At 60.7% G+C, this 20,247-nt stretch carries 21 protein-coding genes, 1 tRNA gene and 1 pseudogene; 16 read left to right on the plus strand and 7 right to left on the minus strand.

All coding sequences use genetic code 11. The annotated features are described in order from the left end of the window. Positions 1-77 precede the first annotated feature (77 nt). Positions 78-1,292 (plus strand): ubiquinone biosynthesis hydroxylase, encoded by a 1,215-nt coding sequence (locus B5E41_RS03250; RefSeq protein WP_088391018.1) that lies wholly within the window; start codon positions 78-80, stop codon positions 1,290-1,292. A 15-nt stretch (positions 1,293-1,307) separates the two neighbouring features. Here B5E41_RS03250 and B5E41_RS03255 read toward each other — a convergent pair whose 3' ends face one another. The 4 genes from B5E41_RS03255 to B5E41_RS03270 form a co-directional block, all read right to left on the minus strand. Next, positions 1,308-1,496 carry a Trm112 family protein gene (locus tag B5E41_RS03255; RefSeq protein WP_088391020.1) on the minus strand — a complete coding sequence of 63 codons (189 nt, stop codon included), beginning with the start codon at positions 1,494-1,496 and terminating at the stop codon, positions 1,308-1,310. Between the two features lie 9 nt (positions 1,497-1,505). Then, entirely contained in the window at positions 1,506-2,192 is a 687-nt protein-coding gene (locus B5E41_RS03260) for an LON peptidase substrate-binding domain-containing protein (protein WP_176439331.1), read from the minus strand. A 74-nt stretch (positions 2,193-2,266) separates the two neighbouring features. Next, the gene (trxA, locus tag B5E41_RS03265) at positions 2,267-3,241 is read right to left on the minus strand and encodes a thioredoxin (protein WP_088391022.1); all 975 of its coding nucleotides are present in this window, start codon (positions 3,239-3,241) and stop codon (positions 2,267-2,269) included. A gap of 56 nt (positions 3,242-3,297) precedes the next feature. Beyond that, positions 3,298-3,807 carry a prolyl-tRNA synthetase associated domain-containing protein gene (locus B5E41_RS03270; RefSeq protein ID WP_088391024.1) on the minus strand — a complete coding sequence of 170 codons (510 nt, stop codon included), beginning with the start codon at positions 3,805-3,807 and terminating at the stop codon, positions 3,298-3,300. A 255-nt stretch (positions 3,808-4,062) separates the two neighbouring features. On the opposite strand from B5E41_RS03270, the gene B5E41_RS03275 reads away from it, so the two are divergent. Next, positions 4,063-4,137 (plus strand) — tRNA-Gly (locus B5E41_RS03275). Between the two features lie 56 nt (positions 4,138-4,193). Here B5E41_RS03275 and B5E41_RS32740 read toward each other — a convergent pair. Next, a pseudogene (locus B5E41_RS32740) lies at positions 4,194-4,379 on the minus strand (transposase); the annotation flags it as partial. 150 nt (positions 4,380-4,529) lie between these two features. Here B5E41_RS32740 and B5E41_RS03285 point away from each other — a divergent pair. Next, positions 4,530-4,784, plus strand: coding sequence for a DUF2934 domain-containing protein (locus B5E41_RS03285; protein ID WP_088391026.1), 255 nt, complete (start codon positions 4,530-4,532; stop codon positions 4,782-4,784). 62 nt (positions 4,785-4,846) lie between these two features. Here B5E41_RS03285 and B5E41_RS03290 read toward each other — a convergent pair whose 3' ends face one another. Next, entirely contained in the window at positions 4,847-5,491 is a 645-nt protein-coding gene (locus B5E41_RS03290; protein ID WP_088391028.1) for a ThuA domain-containing protein, read from the minus strand. A gap of 245 nt (positions 5,492-5,736) precedes the next feature. On the opposite strand from B5E41_RS03290, the gene galE reads away from it, so the two are divergent. Continuing rightward, the gene (galE, locus tag B5E41_RS03295) at positions 5,737-6,720 is read left to right on the plus strand and encodes a UDP-glucose 4-epimerase GalE (protein ID WP_088391030.1); all 984 of its coding nucleotides are present in this window, start codon (positions 5,737-5,739) and stop codon (positions 6,718-6,720) included. Beyond that, positions 6,698-8,275, plus strand: a complete 1,578-nt coding sequence (locus tag B5E41_RS03300) for an alkaline phosphatase family protein (RefSeq protein WP_088391032.1) — start codon at positions 6,698-6,700, stop codon at positions 8,273-8,275. The genes galE and B5E41_RS03300 overlap by 23 nt, the downstream gene beginning before the upstream one ends. Positions 8,276-8,369: 94 nt before the next feature. On the opposite strand, the gene B5E41_RS03305 is transcribed toward B5E41_RS03300, so the two are convergent. Continuing rightward, positions 8,370-8,867 carry a DUF1993 domain-containing protein gene (locus tag B5E41_RS03305; RefSeq protein ID WP_064805573.1) on the minus strand — a complete coding sequence of 166 codons (498 nt, stop codon included), beginning with the start codon at positions 8,865-8,867 and terminating at the stop codon, positions 8,370-8,372. A gap of 368 nt (positions 8,868-9,235) precedes the next feature. On the opposite strand from B5E41_RS03305, the gene B5E41_RS03310 reads away from it, so the two are divergent. The 11 genes from B5E41_RS03310 (at position 9,236) to B5E41_RS31590 (ending at position 20,035) form a co-directional block, all read left to right on the plus strand. Continuing rightward, positions 9,236-10,165: a sugar ABC transporter substrate-binding protein gene (locus tag B5E41_RS03310; protein WP_088391034.1), complete on the plus strand. Its 930-nt coding sequence runs from the start codon at positions 9,236-9,238 to the stop codon at positions 10,163-10,165. A gap of 69 nt (positions 10,166-10,234) precedes the next feature. Beyond that, on the plus strand, positions 10,235-11,776 hold the full coding sequence (locus tag B5E41_RS03315) for a sugar ABC transporter ATP-binding protein (RefSeq protein ID WP_064805576.1): 1,542 nt from the start codon (positions 10,235-10,237) through the stop codon (positions 11,774-11,776). Between the two features lie 34 nt (positions 11,777-11,810). Then, positions 11,811-12,836 carry an ABC transporter permease gene (locus B5E41_RS03320; protein ID WP_088391036.1) on the plus strand — a complete coding sequence of 342 codons (1,026 nt, stop codon included), beginning with the start codon at positions 11,811-11,813 and terminating at the stop codon, positions 12,834-12,836. A gap of 158 nt (positions 12,837-12,994) precedes the next feature. Then, entirely contained in the window at positions 12,995-14,053 is a 1,059-nt protein-coding gene (locus B5E41_RS03325; RefSeq protein ID WP_088391038.1) for a dipeptidase, read from the plus strand. 98 nt (positions 14,054-14,151) lie between these two features. Continuing rightward, positions 14,152-15,795, plus strand: a complete 1,644-nt coding sequence (locus B5E41_RS03330; RefSeq protein WP_088391040.1) for an ABC transporter substrate-binding protein — start codon at positions 14,152-14,154, stop codon at positions 15,793-15,795. 18 nt (positions 15,796-15,813) lie between these two features. Beyond that, positions 15,814-16,884, plus strand: a complete 1,071-nt coding sequence (locus B5E41_RS03335) for an ABC transporter permease (protein ID WP_088391042.1) — start codon at positions 15,814-15,816, stop codon at positions 16,882-16,884. After that, entirely contained in the window at positions 16,881-17,816 is a 936-nt protein-coding gene (locus B5E41_RS03340; protein WP_088391044.1) for an ABC transporter permease, read from the plus strand. The genes B5E41_RS03335 and B5E41_RS03340 overlap by 4 nt, the downstream gene beginning before the upstream one ends. After that, on the plus strand, positions 17,813-18,646 hold the full coding sequence (locus tag B5E41_RS03345; protein ID WP_064805587.1) for an ABC transporter ATP-binding protein: 834 nt from the start codon (positions 17,813-17,815) through the stop codon (positions 18,644-18,646). Before B5E41_RS03340 ends, B5E41_RS03345 begins: the two co-directional genes overlap by 4 nt. Then, positions 18,643-19,392, plus strand: a complete 750-nt coding sequence (locus B5E41_RS03350; protein WP_088391349.1) for an ABC transporter ATP-binding protein — start codon at positions 18,643-18,645, stop codon at positions 19,390-19,392. Before B5E41_RS03345 ends, B5E41_RS03350 begins: the two co-directional genes overlap by 4 nt. Before the next feature lie 162 nt (positions 19,393-19,554). Continuing rightward, positions 19,555-19,746 (plus strand): hypothetical protein, encoded by a 192-nt coding sequence (locus B5E41_RS03355; RefSeq protein WP_088391046.1) that lies wholly within the window; start codon positions 19,555-19,557, stop codon positions 19,744-19,746. A 124-nt stretch (positions 19,747-19,870) separates the two neighbouring features. After that, positions 19,871-20,035 carry a hypothetical protein gene (locus B5E41_RS31590; RefSeq protein WP_176439332.1) on the plus strand — a complete coding sequence of 55 codons (165 nt, stop codon included), beginning with the start codon at positions 19,871-19,873 and terminating at the stop codon, positions 20,033-20,035. Positions 20,036-20,247: the final 212 nt, after the last annotated feature.

Raw genomic sequence — 20,247 nt, forward strand, 5'->3', positions numbered from 1 at the left:
GTCTCCCGGCGGTAGGAAGTGAAGTTGCGATGATCTATATAGATCACATCTGAGGCACAAGGTACGGGAGCGGCGTGATGCTTGATATGCTGGTTGTGGGCGGGGGCTATGTCGGCCTTTCCGCTGCCGTTGCGGTCAAGCAGGCAGCACCGCATCTGAAAGTCTCGGTGGTCGAAGCCGCACCCGAGCATGTCTGGAAAAAGGATGAGCGCGCTTCCGCCGTCATCGCTGCCGCCGCAAAGATGCTCGAAATCTTCGGCATCTGGACCGAGATCGAGCCGGAAGCTCAGCCGATCACCAAGATGATCGTGACCGATTCCCGAACCTCCGATCCGGTCCGTCCGGTTTTCCTGACCTTCGACGGCGAAGTGGCCGAAGGCCGGCCTTTCGCTCACATGATTCCGAATGTCGCCATGGTCGCAGCGCTTCGCGGCGCCTGCGAACGGCTCGGTATCGACATACGCCACGGACTGAGCGCGACCGAACTCAAAACCCACGACAGCCATGCCGGCGTCACGCTTTCGGACGGCAGCACCCTGGAATCCCGGCTGGTGGTTGCCTGCGACGGCGTGCGCTCGAGACTGCGCGATCTCGCCGGTATCAGGACCGTCACCTGGGACTACGGCCAGTCCGGCATTGTCGCGACCGTCGAACATGAGCGGCCGCATGACGGCTGTGCCGAGGAGCATTTCCTGCCGGCCGGCCCCTTCGCCATCCTGCCGCTCCCGAACAACCACTCCTCGCTCGTCTGGACGGAACGCACGCATGATGCCGACAGGCTGGTTGCCGCCGACGATCTGATCTTCGAGGAGGAACTGGAACGCCGCTTCGGTCACAAGCTCGGAGCGCTGAAGGTCATCGGCGACAAACGCGCCTTTCCGCTCGGCCTGACGCTTGCCCGCTCCTTTGTCGCTCCGCGTCTAGCGCTGGCCGGCGACGCCGCGCACGGTATCCACCCGATTTCGGGACAGGGCCTCAATCTCGGCTTCAAGGACGTGGCGGCGCTCGCCGAAACGATCGTCGAGGCAGACCGCCTCGGCCTCGACATCGGCTCGATCAACATCCTCGAGCGTTACCAGACCTGGCGGCGCTTCGACACCTTCCGTATGGGAGTGACGACCGACGTGCTGAATCGGCTTTTCTCCAACGACGCAATGCCGATCCGTATCGCTCGCGATGTCGGTCTCGGCATCGTCGACCGGCTGCCGCGCCTCAAATCCTTCTTCATCAGCCAGGCGGCCGGAACAGCGGCAAAGGATAATCCGCGGCTGCTGGCCGGCCAGACGATTTAGCCGAATTCGGAGAGGCTATTCGTCGAGGCGGCGGGCCTCGGACACCAGCATGATCGGAATGCCGTCGCGGATCGGATAGGCAAGCTGCGCCTTTTTCGAGACGAGCTCATTGTGTTCGCGATCATAGGAAAGCCGGCCCTTGGAGAGCGGACAGACCAGGAGCTCCAGCAGTTTCGGATCGACGCGGCTCAGTTTTTCGTCCATGGCCGCAGTCTACTGCAGAACGGTATCGGAGTCACCGAAGACCCGCGCCAGCACGATTTCGGTAATTGCGATCAGCGTCTCGGCCCGTGTCTTCAGGTCAGGCGCCTCCAGGAGCGCCTGCTTTTCAGCCGGCCCGAACGGCGACATCATGGCAAGTGAATTGACGAGCGTCAGGTTGCTGGCCCGTTCGACGCTCTCCCAGTCGGCCTCCAGCTTATTGGCATCGAGGTAGGCCTTGAAGGCGGTCAGCAACGCCGTGCGGTCAACCCCCTCCTCCTCGTTCTCAGCCGAAAGATCGGCAATGAAGGGCGCGATGCGGAAGGTGCGGAAAGGATCGCTGGTCACCTTCTCCTCCAGCAGCCGGAAGCGGCAGACGCCGGTCAGCGACACGATATAGCGCCCGTCGCCGGTCTCGGCAAAGGAGGTGATGCGGCCGAGGCAGCCGACGGCGGCAAGATTGTGCTCGCCGCCCTTGTCCTCATGTTCGCCGAGTGCCGGCTGGACCATGCCGATCAGCCGGTTTCCGGCAAGTGCCGCATCCAGCATCGCCAGATAACGCGGCTCGAAGATGTTGAGGGGAAGCTGCCCGGCGGGCAGGAGGAGGGCCCCGGTCAAGGGGAAGACGGCGATCGCATCAGGCAGATCGCCTGGCTTCAGGTATCTGGCATTACCGACTTGCATGAAACCGTCCCGCATTCTGGTGGACGGGCATGCCCGTCCTGACGAGAATGTGGTGCCCTCGCCCGAAAACGCAAGGGCGAATATACATCTTAAGAGAACAGCATTGCCGAAAGCTTGCGCCGGGCGGCAACCGTCGCCGGATCCTTGAAACCCCAGACCTCGAAGAACTGCAGCAGTTGCCGGCGGGCGCCGTCATCGTCGAAGGCGCGATCCTTGCGCATGATAAAAAGCAGATGTTCGGCGGCTTCCTCCCGCCGGCCTTCGACATTGAGGATTTTCGCGAGCTTCAGCCGCGCCTCGTGATGATCGGGATTGGCAGCCAGTTCACGCTCGAGCGCGACGGGGTCGCCGAGCTTGCGCGCTTCCTCGATCTGGTCGAGCTTCTTCAACACCCCCTGAATGCCGGCGTCTTTCGCCAGCTCCTCCGGCAGATCAGTCAGCGTTTCGCGCGCCCGCTGATGCTGGTTTGCGGCGATCATGCATTCGGCCATTCCGGCAAGCGCCTTGGCATTCTCGGGATCCGCCTGCATGACGGCGCCGTAGAGCTGCGCGGCCTCGTTGATATTGCCGGCGGCGAGCATCTCTGTCGCTTCCGTCAGCACCGCCTCGATCTCGGCCGCCTCGTCGGCGCCGGCCGGACCGGCGATTCGGTCGATGAACTGGCGAATCTGGGTCTCCGGCACCGCGCCCATGAAGCCGTCGGCCGGACGGCCATTGACGAAGGCAATGACGGCAGGAATTGACTGGATTCCGAGCTGGCCGGCAATCGAGGGATGGTCGTCGATGTTCATCTTGACCAGCCGAACGCGGCCCTTGGCCTCGTTGACCACCTTCTCCAGGACTGGCGTCAGTTGCTTGCAGGGACCGCACCAGGGTGCCCAGAAATCGACCAGCACCGGCTGATTGCGCGACGCCTCGATAACGTCCTTGCCGAAATTCGCAGTTGTCGTGTCCGTGATGTAGCTGCCGGTCGCAGCCGCCGCTTCCGGCTGAGCGCCGAAGCTTGCCGTTGCCGACATCTGATTTCCGAAGGAACCGTTATAGGGGTTGTTGCTGCCGCTCATAGGTATCTCCCGCCGCGCCGATCCTGCCGGCATCATTGTAGCGCTAAAATCGTATGTCAGGACGTCACTTTCAAGACAAGCGGCTTATGTCCCGTCGCTTCCATGAAACGAACGAGGTCATCGCTCGCAATCGATGTCGTCGCATCGTTTGTGAGCGGATGGCAGTTGACGATCTTCTCTTCCATCAGATCGGCATCGAGCACGAAGGTGACATTTCCTGCCGCATCGTTGATCGCGCCGAAGGCGGTGACCGCGCCCGGAATGACACCGAGATACTCCATGAGCTTCTCAGCCCTGCCGAAGGAAACCCGGCCGGAGCCGCCGATGATTGTGTGAACCTGCTTGAGGTCGACCTCGGCATTCTCCTCCACGGTCAGCAGAAAATACCTGTCCTTCTTGTCCTTGATAAAGAGATTCTTGGTGTGGCCGCCGGGGATCTCGTCGCGCAGCGCAACCGATTCGGCCACGGTAAAGACCGGCGCGTGATCGACCGTCTTGTAAGCGATCCCTAGTCCGTCGAGGAAGGCGAACAATTCTTCTCTTGTCTTGGGGGCATTTTCGGGCATTGGGCGATCCATCGGCGCGTAAGGGAAAAGTCGAGGCGTCCTGATTAAGTCCGTCCACAATGTTTGGCAATCTTCGCAACCGACGCTCTGCCCCCGTTTTGCGGCCTTTCCGCGCCGCTTGTGCGAACATCGCAATTTTTCTTCGCTTCTCCGTCATTTCCCTGTTGCAATTGAAAATCCGTTAGGCCATATAGCGCCCGTCGCCACGAGGCGGCGCCCACGGTCCAACGACTACCCCGGACCGATGCGGATTGAGCGGGTGTAGCTCAGGGGTAGAGCACAACCTTGCCAAGGTTGGGGTCGAGGGTTCGAATCCCTTCGCCCGCTCCAGTTTCTCTCTTGTCCATCCAGAGACACAGGTAACAGTTTGTCCTAGGACATCGGTACAACCTCGTGCCGAATGGGTTGTCGATGGTCTGCAGTGCCCTCTGTTCCGAATCGATATATCCAAGATCGTGGCGCAAGAAGCTTACAAGCCAAATGCGGCCGTCGAGCTGCGTGAAGCCGAGTCTCTGACCGGTCGTGACGATTGAGATGTTGACCTTCTTGCGATGGATGCACAGACGGCCGCATGCGCGACGCGAAGTGCCATTTAGGATGCCTCCGAAGCGGTGTTGCCCGTTAGCGAAAAAATAACGCTCCCTCGTAACCACTCCTAAAGCCGGTTTTGGCAACCTTGAGCCTATCCATATCTGCCTGCAATTTTTCCGCTGGGGTTTGTTATGAGTCACAATAGGGACGCCTGGGTCAGCCAGCGCGCTTATTCGCTGTGGGAAGCCGAAGGCAGGCCAGAGGGGCGCGGGGAAAGCCACTGGATGCAGGCGCTTAAGGAATTCGAGCAGCTGGAATTGACGAAAGCCTCGCCCGACGGAAACGACCTTATCGAAAAGCTGAAGGCGGCCGGGCGGCTGATGCGGGTCTATGACCGACCGGTCCCCGCCGCCGAGAACGACCTGCAGCTGAAAGCGGCGCGTTAAAACCTTTTCCTGTCAGATTGAAGCACTCAGCCGCCCGGGGGCAGCAATGTGTCGTTCTGGTGCTATTGGCGGGCGGCCCAGCTGAGGCCGCGCCGCAGCATGAGTGGCATGTAGGGATGCTCGAATTCGGCCGCGACATGGCCGAGAGCGGAGTAGAAGATGCGGCCGGCGCCGAAATGGCGCTTGAAGACGACCGGCATCACCACATTGCGGGCCGCCGGGTCGTATGCGCCGGTGAAGGTGGTGGTCGCCAGGATTTCGACCGTGGGATCGTAATGCAGGTAATATTGCTCCGAATGGTAGTCGAAGTCGGGAATGCCCTCCATGATCGGATCGTCCTGGCGGGTAACAGCGACGCGGAAGTCGATGATGTTGCCGGGATGAGCGACCCAGGTGACGCCGGAGACGTAGCGGAACGGCGCGCTTTCCTTGAAGGAGGTGGCGAGCGCGCCGTGATGGCCGGCAAGTCCGAGACCTCCACGTACGGCCTCGACCAGGGCGCTAGCATGGGGCTTTTCCAGCGTTCCGCCAGTGATGATGGGCACGAGCAGATCCGCCTTGGCCAGGCTCGGAGATCCGAATATGCCGAGATCGCCGGTCACCTCCACCGCAAAATCGTCCTCGCGCAGGAGATCGGCGACGATATGGGCGCATTGTTCCGGCTCGTGGCCCTGCCAGCCGCCCCAGACGATCAATGCCTTCCTCATTCCCGTTCTCCCTGGCTGATTGCTGCGGATCGTTGATCATCGCCCGATGATACAAGCCGCTTAAATCGGGCGGTCATGCAAATCACGCGAATAATTGATCGACTTCGCCGTTTCGGCCAAATCGCAAACCGCCGGTTTCGGCATTTGACGTATTGTCCGCTCGTGCCGATCGCAGTTCCTTCTTTTTATTGACGCCTATCTCGTCTAGGTTTCTTCCATCTCTCACTGATGATTAAGGGTGGTGCATGGCAGGTGAAACGGTTCTTGTGGTCGGCGGCGCCGGTTATATCGGCTCGCATACGTGCCTCGACCTGGCGAACAAGGGCTATAGGCCTGTCGTCTTCGATAATTTTTCAAACGGCCATCGCGAGTTCGTCAAATGGGGGCCGGCGGAAGAGGGCGACATTCGCGACCGTGGCCGGCTGGACGAGGTGCTGGCCAAGCACAAGCCGGCGGCAATCCTGCACTTCGCGGCGCTGATCGAAGTCGGCGAATCGGTCAAGGATCCGGTTTCCTTCTATGAAAACAATGTGATCGGCACTTTGACGCTGCTTTCGGCAGCGCAGGCGGCCGGCATCAACGCCTTCGTCTTCTCCTCCACCTGCGCCACCTATGGCCTGCCGCAGAGCGTGCCGCTCGACGAGACGCACAGGCAGGTGCCGATCAATCCCTACGGTCGGACGAAATATATCGTCGAACAGGCGCTTGCCGACTACGACCAGTACAAGGGCCTGCGCTCGGTGGTGCTGCGTTATTTCAATGCGGCCGGTGCTGATTTCGAAGGGCGGATCGGCGAATGGCACCAGCCGGAAACGCATGCAATTCCCTTGGCAATCGACGCCGCCCTCGGCCGTCGCCAGGGTTTCAAGGTGTTCGGCAGCGACTACGAGACGCGCGACGGCACCTGTGTGCGCGACTACATCCATGTGCTGGATCTTGCCGACGCGCATGTGCGCGCCGTCGAATATCTGCTGAAGGGCGGCGATTCCGTCGCGCTCAACCTCGGCACCGGCACGGGCACGACGGTCAGGGAATTGCTCGGGGCGATCGAGGACGTATCGAACCGGCCTTTCCCGGTCGAATATATCGGCCGGCGCGAAGGGGATTCGCATACGCTGGTCGCCAACAACGACAAGGCGCGCGACGTGCTCGGCTGGGTACCGCAGTATGATCTGTCCGAGATCATAAGTTCCGCCTGGAACTGGCATGCAAAATCCAACCAGCATTGAGCCAAGCAGCATTGAGCCGAAACGCCTTGAGAAGCTCCGCCGGCCCAATATTCTGCTGATCACCGCGGACCAATGGCGTGGCGACTGCCTATCGGCGGTCGGTCATGCTTGTGTGAAAACACCTCACATCGACGCGCTGGCGCGCGAAGGCACACTCTTCCGACAGCATTATGCCGGGGCGGCCCCCTGCTCGCCGGCCCGGGCCACGCTCTATACCGGCCTTTATCAGATGAACCATCGCGTCTGCCGCAATGGTTCGCCGCTCGACGCGCGCTTCGACAATCTGGCACTGGCGGCCCGGCGGGCGGGATACGACCCGACGCTGTTCGGCTATACCGACACGGCGCCCGACCCGCGCGGCATGGATGCGGCCGACCCGCATCTGACCACCTATGAAGGCGTGTTGCCGGGTTTTACCGCTCGCCAACTCCTGCCCGAGCATGAGCGGCAATGGCTCTCATGGCTCAGGTCACGTGGCCATTTGAACGCCGTCAGCCGCGACATCCATATCCCCATCGGTGCGCAAGCCGGCGAAATTTCCGATGCTGCGCCAGCCTATTCCAGCGATGAGACCCAGACCGCCTTCCTGGCCGGCGAGTTCATTCGCTGGATGGGCGAACAGGACCGGCCGTGGTTTGCGCATGTCTCCTTCTTGCGTCCGCACCCGCCATTTTCCGTGCCCGCGCCGTTCAACCGAATGTACAAGCCGGATGACGGGCCGGCCTTTGCGCGTGCGGAAAACCCCGAAGCAGAACAGACAGCTCATCCCTATCTCGCCTACGCCATGCCGCTCGCCGACAAGGGCAGCTTCATTCCCGGGACGCAAGGACCGCTCAGCGCCTGGAGCAGCAGGGACTTCGCGGCGATCCGGGCGATTTATTACGGGATGATCTCAGAGGTCGATGCGCAGCTCGGCCGGATCTGGCAGGCGCTGAAGGATGCGGGCGCTTGGGAGAATACGCTCGTCGTCTTCACCTCGGACCATGCCGAGATGGCGGGAGATCACTGGACGCTCGGCAAGGGTGGCTTCTTCGATGGCAGCTACCATATCCCGCTGATAATCCGCGATCCCGCAAACGCTGCGGCCGTCAGGATCGTTGACGATTTCACCAGCGCTGCGGATATTTTTCCCACGCTTTGCGAAAGGCTCGGCATCGAGCCAAAGCACGGGCTCGACGGCCGGTCGCTGATGCCGTTCATCAGGGGCGAGCGCGCGGAAGTCTGGCGCGACGCGATATTCTGGGAATTTGATTTCCGCGACATTGCCAAAGGTGAGGCGGAACGGCATTTCGGGTTGAGGCCGAACCAGTGCAATCTCGCCGTGATTCGCGACGATCGGTTCAAATATGTGCACTTTGCCGCACTGCCGCCGCTGCTCTTCAATCTCAGCGACGATCCGATGGAGCTCGACGACGTCGCGGCGGATCCGGCCTATGCAGCGATGCGACTTGAATATGCCGAGAAGTTGCTCTCGCTGAGAGCGCGGCATCTCGACCAGACGCTTGCCTATACCGAGCTGACGGAAAAAGGGCCGGTGACGCACCGACCCCGGTAGAGCATTTCCGTCTTCTTCGAATGACGGCACCGCCCGCTTTATTTCACGCAATTCCAGTAAACCCGCTGTGCGCTTTTGCTGAAATTGCCTTGAATCAACCGAGATAGTCGCGCTTACCGATCGGGGCGCCCTGGTTGCGCAGGATGGCGTGGGCGGTGGCGACGTGAAAGTAGAAGTTCGGCAGGGCGAAGGTGGTGATATATTCGTCCCCCTGCAGCACGATGCCGCTCTTTCCTGGCAGAGTGATCTGGCGGCTTTCCGCGCCCTCCAGCGCTTGCGCCGAGAAGGTGGCGAGATAGGCGTCGGTCTTTGCCAGGCGCTCGCGCAACTGCTCGATCGTCGTCTCGTTATCGTCGAACTTCGGCGCGTCGGTTGCAGTCAGACGAGCGAGCGTGAACTTGGCGCTGTCGCTGGCCCGCTGATATTGGCCGGCGAGCGGCAGCATGTCGGGCGCAAGCCGGGCGCAGACGAGTATGGCGGGATCGATATTCTTTTCCTTCGCATAAGCTTCAGCCTTGTCGAGATAGGTCTTCAGGCTGGCGAGGCCGCGCTGGAACATCGGAACGGTAAGGCGATAGATCGAAATGGACATCAGTCCTGTCTCCAAAATCTTCAATGGGCGGCCGCGGCGGATGTCGAAGGGCCTGCGGCGGTGAGCCTGTCTTCGACCGTTCCATAGATGGAGGCTGCCCACCTCGTGCGCAATGCCGCCGAACGCGTGTGCCACGCGCAATTGCCTTGCATTGCCCCATCAATATCCCGAGTGCCGCTAAAGAGAGACTTGACGTCGCTCCCAGAAAATGGAATGAATATTCCGCATAACAAATTTTACGGTTTGTTTGTTCCGTTTTCGGAACGTCGCGGGAGAGGCGGCGCAGCAAATTGCGGCTTCAGGGCAGATGCCTGGAGCTCCGGCGTGAGGAGGGTGCAGCCGGGCACCGCTTTGTGGAGGAAGTAAAAATGAAAAAGTTTATCCTGGGCACTGCGATGGCGCTCGTCATGTCGACGGCCGCCCACGCGGAAACGGTTGGCGTGTCGATGGCCAAGTTCGACGACAACTTCCTGACCGTTCTGCGCAACGGCATGACCGATTATGCAAAGACGCTTTCCGGCGTGACGCTGCAGGTCGAAGACGCGCAGAACGACGTTTCCAAGCAGCAGAGCCAGATCCAGAATTTCATCGCCTCCAAGGTCGATGCAATCATCGTCAACCCTGTCGATACCGACGCGACGACGGCGATGTCGAAGCTTGCCGCCGATGCCGGCATTCCGCTGGTTTACGTCAACCGCCAGCCGGTCAATGTCGACACGCTTCCGGAAAAGCAGGCCTTCGTCGCTTCCAACGAGCAGGAATCCGGCACGCTGGAAACCAAGGAAATCTGCCGTATTCTCGGCGGCAAGGGCAAGGCTGTGGTCATCATGGGCGAGCTTTCCAACCAGGCTGCCCGCATGCGCACCCAGGACGTCCATGACGTCATCAAGACCGATGAGTGCAAGGGTCTGGAAATCGTCGAAGAGCAGACGGCCAACTGGGATCGTACCCAGGGCGCCGACCTGATGACCAACTGGCTCTCCAGCGGCATCGAATTCGACGCCGTGATCTCCAACAACGACGAAATGGCAATTGGCGCCATCCAGGCGCTGAAGGCAGCCGGCAAGGATATGAGCAAGGTCGTCATCGGCGGCGTCGACGCCACCCAGGACGCCCTTGCCGCCATGCAGGCGGGTGACCTCGATGTCACCGTGTTCCAAGACGCAGCCGGCCAGGGCAAGGGCGCGCTCGATACGGCGCTGAAGATCGCCAAGGGCGAGAAGACCGAGAAGAAGGTCTACATTCCCTTCCAGCTCGTCACGCCTGAAAACGTCAAGGACTTCGTCACCAAGAACTGAGGTAAGTGCCAAGAAGGATGCGGGCTCGGCCCGCATCCTTTCAGCCTGTCCGTATCCGGAGGAGATGATATGGCCGTCAGTCCGACAACCATGGCCGCCGTGCGTGCGAGCGGCGCCGTTCCGAATGCGGAATATCTGCTGAGCGCCGAGGGCGTTCGCAAGGAGTTTCCCGGTGTCGTCGCCCTCGATGACGTGCAGTTCCGGCTGAAGCGCGCCTCCGTGCATGCGCTGATGGGTGAAAACGGCGCCGGCAAATCGACATTGATGAAGATTCTCGCCGGCATCTATACGCCCGATAAAGGCGATATTCGCCTCAAAGGGGTCGAGATCCAGCTGAAATCTCCGCTTGATGCACTGGAGAACGGTATCGCCATGATCCATCAGGAGCTGAACCTGATGCCGTTCATGACCGTTGCCGAAAATATCTGGATCCGCCGCGAACCGAAGAACCGCTTCGGTTTCATTGACCATGGCGTGATGCACAGCATGACCGAGGAGCTGTTTGCCCGGCTTAATATTGATATCGATCCCGATATCGAAGTCCGGCACCTCTCGGTCGCCAACCGACAGATGGTCGAGATCGCCAAGGCGGTTTCCTATAATTCCGATGTCCTCATCATGGACGAACCCACTTCGGCCCTGACGGAGCGCGAGGTCGAGCATCTTTTCCGCATCATCCGCGATCTCAGGTCCCAGGGCATCGGCATCGTCTACATCACCCACAAGATGAACGAGCTTTTCGAGATCGCCGACGAGTTTTCCGTCTTCCGCGATGGCCGATATATCGGCACGCATGCCTCGACCGACGTCACCCGCGACGACATCATCCGCATGATGGTCGGGCGCGAGATCACTCAGATGTTTCCTAAGGAAGAGGTGCCGATCGGCGAGGTCGTGCTCTCCGTCAAGGACCTCTGCCTCAAAGGCGTCTTCCGCAATGTTTCCTTCGAGGTGAGGGCCGGCGAGATTCTCGGTGTGGCCGGCCTTGTCGGCTCCGGACGGTCGAATGTCGCCGAAACGCTGTTCGGCGTGACACCGGCAAGCTCCGGGACGATCGAACTGTTCGGCAAGCCGGTGACGATTTCCTCGCCGACCGAGGCCATCCGTCACCAGATGGCATTCCTGACGGAGGACCGCAAAGACACCGGCTGCCTGTTGATCCTGGATATTCTGGAAAACATGCAGATCGCCGTCCTGCAGGACAAATTTGTCAAGGGTGGTTTCGTGCAGCAGGGCGCACTCGAGGCGACCTGCGAAGACATGGCAAAAAGGCTGCGCGTGAAAACCCCCAATCTTTACGAGCGGGTGGAAAACCTTTCGGGCGGCAACCAGCAGAAAGTGCTGATCGGACGCTGGCTGCTCACCCATCCGAAGATCCTGATCCTCGATGAGCCGACGCGCGGCATCGATGTCGGCGCCAAGGCGGAAATCCATCGGCTGGTCACGGAAATGGCGCGAAACGGCGTGGCAGTTATCATGATCTCATCCGAAATGCCCGAGGTTCTCGGCATGAGCGACCGCATCATGGTCATGCATGAGGGCCTGGTGACCGGTTTCCTCAATCGCGATGAAGCAACGCAGATCAAGGTGATGGAGCTGGCTGCGCGGTAATGCGCAGCTTGGAATCGCCTAAGGGAGGTTTGATATGAGTACCAAGGCAGCAGAGGGTACGGCCCCGCTTGCAACCCGGCAGAGACGGCGGCGTATGCCGCCGGAACTCAGCATCTTCCTGGTGCTTGTCGGCATCGCGCTCATCTATGAAGCGCTCGGCTGGATGTTCATCGGCCAAAGCTTCTTGATGAATTCGCAGCGCCTGACAATCATGATCCTGCAGGTCTCCGTCATCGGCATTATCGCCGTCGGCGTCACGCAGGTCATCATAACAGGCGGCATCGATCTATCATCGGGCTCCGTCGTCGGCATGACGGCGATGATCGCAACAAGTTTCGCCCAGTCCTCCACCTGGGGGCGGGCCGTCTTCCCTTCGCTGACAGATCTTCCGGCGCTCGTGCCCATCATGATCGGTCTGCTGATCGGAGCGGCGGCCGGTCTCGCGAACGGCGCGCTCATCGCCTATACGAAGATCCCGCCGTTCATTGCAACGCTCGGCATGTTCGTTTCTGCCAGAGGTGTTGCCAAGTGGTATACGAAGGGACAGCCGGTTTCCGGTATCACCGAGCAGTTTCACTTCATCGGAACGAAGGCGTGGCCGGTTGTCGTCTTCCTCGTCGTTGCACTGATCTTCCATGTCGCGCTGCGCTACACCCGCTATGGAAAGTTCACCTACGCCATCGGCGCGAACCCCCAGGCCGCCCGCGTTTCCGGTATCAACATCGAAGCGCACCTGGTTAGAGTCTATGTGATCGCTGGATTGCTTGCTGGCCTTGCCGGCATCGTCACGGCGGCGCGCGCGGAAACCGCGCAGGCAAGCATGGGCGTCGGATATGAGTTGGACGCGATCGCCGCGACCGTCATCGGCGGCACCTCGCTCACCGGCGGCGTCGGGCGCATTACCGGCACCGTCATCGGCACCATCATTCTCGGCGTCATGACCTCGGGCTTCACCTTCCTCAGGATCGATGCCTATTACCAGGAGATCGTCAAGGGCTTCATCATCGTCGCGGCCGTCGTCATCGACGTCTACAGACAGAAGAAGCGCCGCAAGCACTGACGACGACCATGTGATTTGATAATTTTGCGGGGGCTTCGGCCCCCGTTTCCTTTTTGGTGATGCTCCACGATGCAGATGACCGAAAAAAGAGGTGGCGAATTTCGTCATCTTTTCTATTCTGCCGCTTATTGGCCCGTTCGGGCAGCGCAGGAAGACAGATGCAATTCGTATTTGACGGCCACAACGACGTTCTCCTTCGACTCTGGACCCATTCAAAAGACGGCAGCAACCCGATCGCGGAATTCGCGGAAGGCACGACGACCGGCCACATCGATGCGCGTCGCGCCAGGGAAGGCGGCCTCTCAGGCGGCCTCTGCGCCATCTACATTCCCTCGGGCGATCTTGTCTTCGCCGATCCGGATGCCGATGGCCGCTACATCACGCCGATGGCGGCTCCTCTCGATCCGCTGCCATCGCTTGTCATCGCCACCGAAATGGCGGCGATCGCTCTGCGGCTCGATCAGGCAGGCGCCTGGCGGCTCTGCCGGACGGTGAAGGACATCCGCGCCGCCATGGAGGACGGCATCTTTGCCGCCGTCATGCATATGGAAGGCTGCGAGGCGATTGGCGCCGACCTTTCGGCTCTCGAACTATTTTATGCAGCGGGACTGCGATCGCTTGGCCCGGTCTGGAGCCGGCACAACGTCTTCGGTCACGGCGTGCCCTTCGCCTTCCCGATGTCGCCGGATACGGCGCCCGGCCTCACCGAGGCCGGTTTCGAGCTGGTGCGGGAGTGCAATCGCCTCGGTATCCTGATCGACCTTGCCCATATCACCGAAAAAGGCTTCTGGGACGTAGCGAAGACGACGGATCAGCCGCTGGTCGCCAGCCATTCCAATGCGCATGCGCTGACGCCGGTCGCGCGCAACCTGACGGACAGGCAGCTCGACGCGATCCGCGAAAGCTGGGGGCTCGTCGGGATCAATTATGCGACGGCCATGCTGCGTGACGACGGCCGTTCGGACAGCGATACGCCGCTTGCCGACATGATCCGCCACATCGACTATCTGGTGAACCGCATCGGCATTGATTGCGTGGCGCTTGGATCGGATTTCGACGGCGCCACCATTCCTGAGGAAATCGGCGATGCGGCCGGCAATCAGAAGCTGATTGCCGCTCTCCGGGAGGTTGGATATGATGAAGCCGACCTGACGAAACTTGCCCGTGAAAATTGGCTTCGTATTCTGGCGCAAGCCTGGCGGGAGGACCGCGCCTAAAGCGCTGCGCGCCTCTGGACGCGCTCACGACAAACAATAGTTTAATGGCGCATGACCGACAAAACGCTTCGTAATCAATCAAAACAGGGGAACAGACCATGATGATCACCAGGCTCAGCCGCAAATTCCGCCTGCTTTCCGCAGGAGCCGCTCTTTCGCTGCTGATGATGGCAGCACCCTCGGCCTTTGCCGAAACGCCCAAGGACACGTTGGTCGAAGGTCTTGCCATCGACGACATCATCACGATGGATCCGGGCGAAGCCTTCGAGCTTTCGACGGCGGAGATTACCAGCAACAGCTACAGCCTGCTCGTCCGCCTCGATCTTGCCGATACATCCAAGGTGAAGGGTGATCTTGCCGAGAGTTGGAGCGTTTCGGATGACGGCCTCACCTATACGTTCAAGCTGAAACCCGGTATGAAATTCGCCTCCGGTAATCCGATCACCGCCGAAGACGTCGCCTGGTCCTTCGAACGCGCCGTCAAACTCGACAAGAGCCCGGCCTTCATCCTCACCCAGTTCGGCCTGACCGGCGACAATGTCACCGAAAAGGCCAAGGCGACTGATGCCAATACCTTCGTCTTCACCGTCGACAAGGCCTATGCGCCGAGCTTCGTGCTCAACTGCCTGACGGCGACCGTCGCTTCCGTCGTCGACAAGAAGCTGGTGCTGGAGCATGTGAAGGCGGTAACGCCGGATGCCGAGCACAAATACGACAATGATTTCGGCAATGAGTGGCTGAAGACCGGCTATGCCGGTTCCGGTGCTTTCAAGCTGCGCGAATGGCGAGCCAACGAAGTCGTCGTGCTCGAGCGCAACGACAATTATTACGGCGACAAGGCCAAGCTCAACCGCGTCATCTATCGCTACATGAAGGAAAGCTCGGCCCAGCGGCTGGCGCTCGAAGCTGGTGATATCGACATCGCCCGCAATCTGGAGCCCGGCGATATCGACGCCGTTTCCAAGAATGCCGATCTCGCCACGACAAGTGCACCGAAAGGCACGATCTACTATGTCAGCCTGAACAACAAGAACGAGAACCTGAAGAAGCCTGAAGTTCAGGAGGCTTTCAAGTATCTGGTCGACTACGATGCGATCGGCGCAACCTTGATCAAGGGGATCGGCGAGATCCACCAAACCTTCCTGCCGAAGGGTCAACTGGGCGCCCTGGATGAAAACCCCTACAAGCTCGACGTTGCCAAGGCCAAGGAGCTCCTTGCCAAGGCCGGCCTCCCGGACGGGTTCTCGGTGACGATGGACGTGCGCAACACGCAGCCGGTGACCGGTATAGCTGAATCCATGCAGCAGACGCTGGCGCAGGCCGGCGTCAAGCTGGAAATCATCCCGGGCGACGGCAAGCAGACTTTGACCAAATATCGCGCCCGCACCCATGACATCTACATCGGCAACTGGGGCTCGGACTATTTCGACCCGAACTCGAATGCCGACACCTTCACCAGCAACCCCGACAATTCCGATGCTGGGACGGTGAAGACGCTCGCCTGGCGCAACACCTGGGAAGCGCCGGAACTCGACAAGCAAACCAAGGCCGCACTGCTCGAGCGCGACGGTGAGAAGCGCGCCGCCATGTACGAGGATATCCAGAAGAAGTTCCTCGCCAACAGCCCCTTTGTCATCATCTTCCAGCAGACCGAGGTGGCCGGCTATCGCAAGAACCTGAAGGACTTCAAACTGGGTCCGAGCTTCGACACCAATTTTGTCGGTCCGATCGCCAAGGAATGATCCGGCAGGATTGATCCCTTGAGCACCATCGAAGCAACACAGGTGGCGGCGCGGCCCCGAAAGGGCCGTGCCAGCACTTTCGCCAAGGCGGTGGGACGCTTCCTGTTCGCCGCCGTCACCACTTATCTCGGCCTGCTGGCCGTCACCTTCTTCATCGGCCGCGTCGTGCCGATCGATCCCGTGCTTGCCATCCTCGGCGACCGCGCTCCTACCCACGTCGTTGAGCGGGTGCGCCAGGAGATGGGTTTCAACCTGCCGCTTTATCAGCAGTTCTACATCTATATCAAAGGCATCCTGTCCGGCGATTTCGGCAACTCGGTGCTGACGACCAATCCTGTCATGGTCGACATCCGCCGGGTCATGCCGGCGACGATTGAGCTCGCGACGTTGGGAACGCTGATCGGCGCCTGCGTCGGCGTGCCGCTCGGGGTTCTCGCTGCCGTGCGCCGCGGCAGCATCGCCGACCAGGTCGTCCGCGTCATCGGCCTCGTCGGTTATTCTGTGCCGATTTTCTGGCTGGCGCTGATTTCGCTCGTCATCTTTTATGCGCAGCTGCGCTGGGTGGCCTTTCCTGGCCGCATCGACATCGTCTTCGAATATACGTTCACGCCGATCACCGGCTTTTATCTTCTGGATAGCGCCTGGCAGGGGCAATGGGATGTCTTCTACGATGTCTTCCGCCACATCATCCTGCCCGCTTCGCTGCTCGGCTATTTCTCGCTCGCCTATATCAGCCGCATGACCCGCAGCTTCATGCTGAACGAGCTTTCGCAGGAATATATCGTGGCCGCGCGCGCCAAGGGGCTTTCGGAAACGCGGGTGATCTGGGGCCATGCTCTGCGCAATGCCGCCGTGCCGCTGGTCACCGTTATCGCTCTTTCCTATGCCGGCCTGCTCGAAGGATCGGTGCTGACCGAGACCGTCTTTTCCTGGCCGGGCATCGGGCTCTACATCACCAATTCGCTGCAGAACGCCGATATGAACGCCGTGCTCGGCGGCACGATCGTCATCGGGACGATCTTCATCGGCATCAACCTTCTGTCCGATCTTCTCTACCGGACGCTCGATCCGAGGACGCGAAATCGATGACGGCTCCTGCCAGCCCCTCTCCCGCGATGAGCCGCCGCGAATGGCTGCTTTCCGACCGGCCGCAATCGCGCAGGCAGGCCCGTCTCGGCCGCGCTTACGTCACCTGGCGGCAGTTCACGGCCAACAGGCTCGCCGTCGTCGGCCTGCTGATCATCATCGCCCTGCTCCTCGTCGCCGCTTTCGCGGATCTCCTCGCCACACACAACCCCGTCGTCGGCGATCTCCGCAATGCCCGCCTGCTGCCGCCGGGAACGAGCGGCTACCTGCTCGGCACGGACGATCAGGGCCGCGACATCTATTCACGGCTGATCTACGGGTCGCGATTGACTCTGTTCGTCGTCGCGCTCGTCGCCATCATCTCCGCGCCGATCGGGCTGATCGTCGGCACGGTCTCGGGTTATGCCGGAGGCTGGGTGGATGCGACGCTGATGCGCATCACCGATATCTTTCTTGCCTTTCCGAAGCTGGTATTGGCGCTCGCCTTCGTCGCCGCTCTCGGCCCCGGCATCCAGAACGCGGTCATCGCCATCGCCATCACCTCCTGGCCGCCCTATGCCCGCATCGCTCGGGCCGAGACGCTAACGGTCCGGCGTTCCGACTATATCTCGGCGATAAAGCTGATGGGCGCCTCGCCGTTCCGCATCATCGTGCGTCATGTCATGCCGCTCTGCATTTCCTCGCTGATCGTGCGCGTGACGCTCGATATGGCCGGCATCATCCTGACGGCGGCCGGCCTCGGCTTTCTCGGTCTCGGCGCACAGCCGCCGCTGCCGGAATGGGGCGCGATGATCGCCTCTGGACGGCGCTTCATCCTCGATCAGTGGTGGGTCGCGGCCATGCCGGGCATAGCCATCCTCATCGTCAGCCTCGGCTTCAACCTCTTGGGCGACGGCCTGCGCGACGCGCTCGATCCGAAGGAGAGCGGCCAATGACGACACTTCTGACGGTCGACAAGCTGAAGGTCAGTTATCCCACCCGCACCGGTCTGATCGAGGCCGTGCGCGGCGTCTCCTTCACGCTCGGCAGGGAAAGGCTCGGCATCGTCGGCGAATCCGGCTCCGGCAAGTCGCAGACTGGCCGGGCGATCATGGGGCTGACGCCGAAACACGCCATCGTCACGGCCGACAGGCTCGATTTCAGCGGCATCGATCTCCTCAAGGCATCCGCCGGCGAAAGGCGCAGGTTGCGCGGCAAGCGCATCGCCATGATCCTGCAGGATCCGAAATATTCGCTCGACCCCGTCATGACCATCGGACGGCAGATCTGCGAAACGCTGCGCACCCATGAGAAGATCGGCAAAGCGGAAGCGCGCGAACGGGCGCTCGCCATGCTGGAAGCGGTGCAGATCCGCGATCCCCAACGGGTCTTCGACCTGCACCCGCACGAGGTTTCGGGCGGCATGGGACAGCGCGCCATGATCGCCATGATGCTGATTGCCGGGCCTGAACTGTTGATTGCCGACGAACCCACTTCGGCGCTCGACGTAACGGTGCAGCTCGATGTGCTTCGGATCATGGACAGGCTGGTCTCCGAGCGCGGCATGGGGCTGATCTTCGTTTCCCATGATCTGAGGCTGGTTTCCTCCTTCTGCGATCGCGTCATCGTCATGTATGCCGGCAAGATCGTCGAAGAGCTGGCGGCCGCCGATCTCAAACATGCTGAGCATCCCTATACGCGGGGACTGCTGAACTGCATGCCGGAAATCGGCGCGAACCGCCATCCGCTGCCGGTGCTCGACCGCAAGCCGGAGTGGGCGGCATGAGCGCAGCCCTCCATGTCGACAATCTCAGTGTCGTCTACGATGATTTTCATGCGCTGAAGGATGTCGGCATCAGCGTCGAGCGCGGTGAATCTTTCGGCCTCGTCGGTGAATCCGGGTCGGGCAAATCGACCTTGCTGCGCGCCGTTGCCGGACTTGCGCCCATCAGCGGCGGCGCGATCCGCATCGACGGCGAAGAGCTGAAAGGTTCAAAGCGCAGCAAGGCCTTCTATCGGCGCGTGCAGATGGTCTTCCAGGATCCCTATGGCTCACTGCATCCGCGCCAGACGATCGACCGGCTGCTGCTCGAGCCGCTTGCCATCCACGCCGTTACCGATAGGGACAAGCGTATTGCCCGCGCGCTTGACGAGGTCGGTCTCGGCAATGGTTTCCGTTTCCGCTACCCGCATCAGCTTTCCGGTGGTCAGCGACAGCGTGTGGCGATCGCTAGGGCGCTGATCGTGCAACCGTCGATCTTGCTGCTCGACGAGCCGACGTCGGCGCTCGACGCCTCGGTGCAGGCGGAGGTGCTGAACCTGCTCGAACAGATCCGCCGCGACCGCAAGCTCACCTTCGTCATGGTGAGCCATGACCTCGGCGTCATCACCCACATGTGCGAAAGGCTCGCGGTGATGCGCAACGGCGCCGTCGTCGAGCGGTTGAGCTCGGAAGAACTGGCGCGGGGCGCGGTCCAGGAGGACTACACGAAAAATTTGATGATCGCGAGCAAGGGTTTCGTCAAAGCCTGAAAGGCAATCATTTTAGGCCATTGAAAAGAAAAGGCCGGTGGCGGCGTTAAGGATAATGTTCCCTTAAAAGACGACCATTCGACTAGACTATTGACAGCCGCCCCGCTTCTGTCATGATCCTGTTAACGATTGTTAGCTTTCGTGATCGATGGAGGTCGAGGCATGTTCTTTCTCGGTGGGATGACCATGGGCTATCTCGATCCTCCGGTGAGGGCTGATCGCAAGGAACAGATTACGGTCTCCATGCCGGCGGAACAGGACCGGCGCCTGATCGGGACCGAGACCTCCGATCTGCAGCAGGACGAGAACGCCATCGAGCGCTCCTGGATCTGGGCATGGCGCACGCTCTGCTAAAGAGCGGGTGAATTTTCTCTTCCGCTCGCTCTGGACGGAAATTTATCTCTACCTACCTGATAGGGAATAAGAAATATAACAGCGAGCCGCACAACCGGCCGCACGAGAACAACGGAGGCGACACATGGCAGAGCTGGGTATTTCGCATACTCAAGTGAACCACTATGGTTCGGTAGCCACCAGGAAGCCGCACGCGACGCGCCACAGGCTTCAGACGGTGCTCCATGGGACGATCTTCACCGCGGCATTCCTGTTCGTGGTGGCAATGGTCTGCGGCGTCCTCGGATAGTCGGCAGATGATGGGCCTCGGCACGTGCCGGGGCTGCGTGCGCGTATCCATGCGGCGCGTTTCCGCGCTTGGGCAAGCCCGATCAAAGCGCAGCCAGACGATGATCTGGCGAACCTTCCTCTTATCGAAAAGCTCCTGCAGTCCGCAAGGTGGCGACAAGCTGGGCGCTCAGCCTTGTGCCGCAAGCGCGCCGGCTCGTTCGGATCACGATT

The sequence above is a fragment of the Rhizobium esperanzae genome (assembly GCF_002204185.1).
GTDB lineage: Bacteria > Pseudomonadota > Alphaproteobacteria > Rhizobiales > Rhizobiaceae > Rhizobium > Rhizobium esperanzae.

Bases quoted from the DNA above. Each gene is read 5' to 3' on its own strand.
- B5E41_RS03250 (WP_088391018.1), top strand. From the start codon at position 78: ATGCTTGATATGCTGGTTGTGGGCGGGGGCTATGTCGGCCTTTCCGCT.
- B5E41_RS03255 (WP_088391020.1), bottom strand. From the start codon at position 1,496: ATGGACGAAAAACTGAGCCGCGTCGATCCGAAACTGCTGGAGCTCCTG.
- B5E41_RS03260 (WP_176439331.1), bottom strand. From the start codon at position 2,192: ATGCGGGACGGTTTCATGCAAGTCGGTAATGCCAGATACCTGAAGCCA.
- trxA (WP_088391022.1), bottom strand. From the start codon at position 3,241: ATGAGCGGCAGCAACAACCCCTATAACGGTTCCTTCGGAAATCAGATG.
- B5E41_RS03270 (WP_088391024.1), bottom strand. From the start codon at position 3,807: ATGCCCGAAAATGCCCCCAAGACAAGAGAAGAATTGTTCGCCTTCCTC.
- B5E41_RS03285 (WP_088391026.1), top strand. From the start codon at position 4,530: ATGAGTCACAATAGGGACGCCTGGGTCAGCCAGCGCGCTTATTCGCTG.
- B5E41_RS03290 (WP_088391028.1), bottom strand. From the start codon at position 5,491: ATGAGGAAGGCATTGATCGTCTGGGGCGGCTGGCAGGGCCACGAGCCG.
- galE (WP_088391030.1), top strand. From the start codon at position 5,737: ATGGCAGGTGAAACGGTTCTTGTGGTCGGCGGCGCCGGTTATATCGGC.
- B5E41_RS03300 (WP_088391032.1), top strand. From the start codon at position 6,698: ATGCAAAATCCAACCAGCATTGAGCCAAGCAGCATTGAGCCGAAACGC.
- B5E41_RS03305 (WP_064805573.1), bottom strand. From the start codon at position 8,867: ATGTCCATTTCGATCTATCGCCTTACCGTTCCGATGTTCCAGCGCGGC.
- B5E41_RS03310 (WP_088391034.1), top strand. From the start codon at position 9,236: ATGAAAAAGTTTATCCTGGGCACTGCGATGGCGCTCGTCATGTCGACG.
- B5E41_RS03315 (WP_064805576.1), top strand. From the start codon at position 10,235: ATGGCCGTCAGTCCGACAACCATGGCCGCCGTGCGTGCGAGCGGCGCC.
- B5E41_RS03320 (WP_088391036.1), top strand. From the start codon at position 11,811: ATGAGTACCAAGGCAGCAGAGGGTACGGCCCCGCTTGCAACCCGGCAG.
- B5E41_RS03325 (WP_088391038.1), top strand. From the start codon at position 12,995: ATGCAATTCGTATTTGACGGCCACAACGACGTTCTCCTTCGACTCTGG.
- B5E41_RS03330 (WP_088391040.1), top strand. From the start codon at position 14,152: ATGATGATCACCAGGCTCAGCCGCAAATTCCGCCTGCTTTCCGCAGGA.
- B5E41_RS03340 (WP_088391044.1), top strand. From the start codon at position 16,881: ATGACGGCTCCTGCCAGCCCCTCTCCCGCGATGAGCCGCCGCGAATGG.
- B5E41_RS03345 (WP_064805587.1), top strand. From the start codon at position 17,813: ATGACGACACTTCTGACGGTCGACAAGCTGAAGGTCAGTTATCCCACC.
- B5E41_RS03350 (WP_088391349.1), top strand. From the start codon at position 18,643: ATGAGCGCAGCCCTCCATGTCGACAATCTCAGTGTCGTCTACGATGAT.
- B5E41_RS03355 (WP_088391046.1), top strand. From the start codon at position 19,555: ATGTTCTTTCTCGGTGGGATGACCATGGGCTATCTCGATCCTCCGGTG.
- B5E41_RS31590 (WP_176439332.1), top strand. From the start codon at position 19,871: ATGGCAGAGCTGGGTATTTCGCATACTCAAGTGAACCACTATGGTTCG.